3 protein-coding genes are annotated in these 3416 nt (G+C 52.4%); 1 reads left to right on the top strand and 2 read right to left on the bottom strand.

The window, feature by feature from the left end; all coding sequences use genetic code 11:
• Positions 1–90: 90 nt before the first annotated feature.
• Together V6D20_01950 and V6D20_01945 are read right to left on the bottom strand one after the other, a co-directional pair.
• Entirely contained in the window at positions 91–1533 is a 1443-nt protein-coding gene (locus V6D20_01950) for an MFS transporter (GenBank protein HEY9814560.1), read from the bottom strand.
• 203 nt (positions 1534–1736) lie between these two features.
• On the bottom strand, positions 1737–2174 hold the full coding sequence (locus tag V6D20_01945; GenBank protein ID HEY9814559.1) for a hypothetical protein: 438 nt from the start codon (positions 2172–2174) through the stop codon (positions 1737–1739).
• 92 nt (positions 2175–2266) lie between these two features.
• Here V6D20_01945 and V6D20_01940 point away from each other — a divergent pair.
• Positions 2267–3416 (top strand): LL-diaminopimelate aminotransferase (locus V6D20_01940; GenBank protein ID HEY9814558.1); only part of this gene is annotated, 1150 nt, incomplete at its 3' end.

Raw genomic sequence — 3416 nt, 5'->3', positions numbered from 1 at the left:
ACCTAGGAGGTCTTTAAGCAGATTTTATATGCGTTGGGTTGTTATGTACTTGGGATAGATCATCTATGTACTTGGGACAATGATGGGACATCATTCATCTGTCACGTCGCGGGTAGACGATCTAGATTGAAAGCGGCGATCGCTCAATTGGGTCAGGATGCTATCGTGGATAGTTTTACTGATGGGATAAAAAACTACCAACACCAGACCGCCAATAAGGACTACGCTGGGGATCGGACCAACCAACCAGCGAATGGCGATGAGGGCCGTGTTGGGCTGGAGAGCCGACTGAGAGCCCGTTGTTGACACAAAACCTGCCCAGTCTAGGGTCTTGCCAACTAAAAAGAGGGCGATCGCCACGGCAATTTTCTGAAGCTGTACCACAAAGCCGTAAAATACACCCTCCCGCCGCTGACCGGTATTCAGTTCATCTAAATCTACCACATCAGGCAGCATCGACCAAGGTACGATATAGGCAGTAGCCAGGCCAAATCCAGCTAAGATGCCGAGTCCATACATGCCAGCAACCTGTCCTGGCTGGAGCATAAATAATCCACCTTGAGCTATGAGCGTCAGGGGAATGCCCATGAGGTAGATAGCCTGTTTTCCAATACGTTGCCCTAGCCAACCCCAAAGGCTCATCGCTAGAAATGCCGTGCCCTGAACAGCTAGGGCCATCTGGGTAAAATGAACCTCAGAGAGACCCATGTAGTTGACGACAAAGTAAGGCAAAATGGCAGCAGTGACCTGCACTCCCAGCCAAGAGCAAAGATAAATACCTACCACAAACCAAAATGGCCCCGTTTGCAAAGCACTCCAAACATTAGGGAGCAGAGCTAAGTGAGGTGGTGCCTGAACCGGAGTACGCACCTGCTGCATCCACTGGAAGCGCGATCGCGTTCCCCATATGCAAACATAAACGGCAAGGCAGGCGATCGCCCCACAGATGCCTCCTAGTAATGCATAGCGGATAAAAATATCGGACACTGCCCCTAGGACAATCTGGGCTAACACCAGGGCAAAAATACTGCTACCAATGCTGAACGCGGCTTTGAAGCTAATCAGATTGGTGCGCTCATGGTAGGTTTGGGTTAGCTCTGCTCCAAGAGTAGAAAAGGGTATCACGACCATGGTGTAGGCCGTGTAGAATAAAATAGCGATCGCGATATAGTAGCCAAACAGCCAGCCTTTGCTAGGTAGGGGTGGCACTAACCAGAACAGAAAAAAACTAAGCCCCAAGGGTAAGGATCCCGCCAGCATCCAGGGATAGCGCTTGCCCCACGATGACTGGGTACGATCGCTTAAGTAGCCCACGACCGGATCTAGTGCTGCATCCCAGATATGGGCTACTAGCAATACGCTACCTGCTAGACCAGGGTTTAGACCAGCTACATTCGTTAAAAAGAATAGAATGAAAAACGTTAAAATACTGCCGGGTACTTCACTCGACAGTTCACCTGTGCCATAGGCCAGTTTAGTTTTGAGGTTCAGCGCAACGGGAGACAGGGTAGGAGGCAAGGAAGATGACGTCATAGATTTAGCCCGACAAGGTTAAAGCACTTGGGAACTCAATAGACAACGGCGTTGCTGAACGAAGATATACACCGGAATGGGAGCAAGATGCTCACATGACCTTGAGGGTGGAATGAAGTGTGAGCGTCTCACTCACGGTTCGTTGGCGTAAACCCTATCACGATTCAGCAATACCCAGACAAACTGTCTCCCTCTGCCGTCCTTTATCCATCCGACCGAGGTTGAGACAAGTCTAGAAAATCATAGAGGATTTCATCGGGTTCGTCTTCATAATCCTCGTCATCATCTTGGTTATCGTTAGCGATCGCTGACGTCATGCCAGAATCACGGGGCAATTCTGGACTCCAGCCCGACGCTGCCCAGCGCAGGATGGATTGTTCGAGCCGAGTTAAGCGATCGCGTAATACGACCAGCTCGATGGGAACTGCGCGATCGCCCTCCAGTTTGCCGAGGCGATCACGCAGTTCCTGAATCTCCTGTTCAACCCTAGGAGAAGCCACAGGAGCCGCCGCTTGCCGCAGTCGATGGGCGATCGCCTCCCCATAGGAGCAATTGAGCTGCTGGGCTAGGGCTTCAATCTCCTCTGCCCAATCTGCCGCCACTACCACCTGAATCGCATCGCCTGGCTGCAATCGTCCCATGTCAAGCCTCATGTTGATTGACTTGATCATAACAGTGACGTGATCACAACAGTTGGCGGTAAGCTAGGTGAGGGCGTTCATAGCGATTCAACATGGCAACGATTAATAACCATTACCTCAAACTTAAAGCTGGCTACCTATTTCCTGAAATTGCACGCCGGGTGAATGCGTTTGCAGCAGCTAATCCGGATGCAGCGATCATTAAGCTAGGCATTGGGGATGTTACGGAACCCCTGCCCGAAGCTTGCCGCACGGCCATGATCCAAGCCGTCCACGACATGGGCGATCGCGCCACCTTCCACGGCTATGGCCCCGAGCAAGGCTACCTATGGCTACGGGAAAAGATTGCCGCTCAAGATTTTCAAGCCCGCGGTTGCGATATTGATGCATCGGAAATCTTCATCTCAGATGGCTCCAAGTGCGACTGCGGCAATATTCTGGATATTCTGGGCAGCGACAACACCATTGCCGTCACCGATCCCGTTTATCCCGTCTATGTAGACACGAACGTGATGGCGGGACATACTGGCCCATCGAACGATCAGGGTGAATACGATGGCTTAGTCTACCTACCCATTTCAGCAGACAATAACTTCACGGCTGAGATTCCAGAGCAAGCGGTGGATCTGATCTACCTCTGTTTCCCCAACAATCCCACCGGTGCCGTGGCCAGCCGTGAGCACCTACAGGCTTGGGTGAACTACGCCAATGCCCATGGTTCAATCCTGCTCTTTGATGCTGCCTACGAAGCCTTCATCACCGATCCCACGATTCCCCACTCCATCTACGAACTGGAGGGCGCTCGCACCTGTGCTATCGAATTTCGCTCCTTCTCCAAAAACGCAGGCTTCACCGGCACCCGTTGCGCGCTGACCGTGGTGCCCAAAACCTTGAAGGGCAAGGCCGCGGATGGCTCGGAGGTAGATCTCCATTCCCTGTGGAATCGTCGCCAATCTACGAAGTTCAACGGCGTATCCTACATTGTGCAGCGAGGGGCGGAAGCCGTCTATTCTGAAGCCGGTCAAAGTCAGATTCAGGCCTTGATCAGCTTCTACATGGAAAACGCCACGATTATTCGCGACCAGCTCACCCAGGCCGGTCTGAGCGTTTATGGCGGCGTCAATGCGCCCTATGTATGGGTGAAAACGCCCAATGGTTTAACCAGTTGGGACTTTTTCGATAAACTGCTGAGCCAGTGCCACGTAGTGGGCACCCCCGGTTCCGGCTTTGGGGCTGCTGGGG

It is taken from the genome of Candidatus Obscuribacterales bacterium (genome assembly GCA_036703605.1).
Classification (GTDB): Bacteria; Cyanobacteriota; Cyanobacteriia; order RECH01; family RECH01; genus RECH01.
Note: the sequence above shows the minus strand (reverse complement) of the source record. Positions and strands in the feature narration are given on the sequence as shown.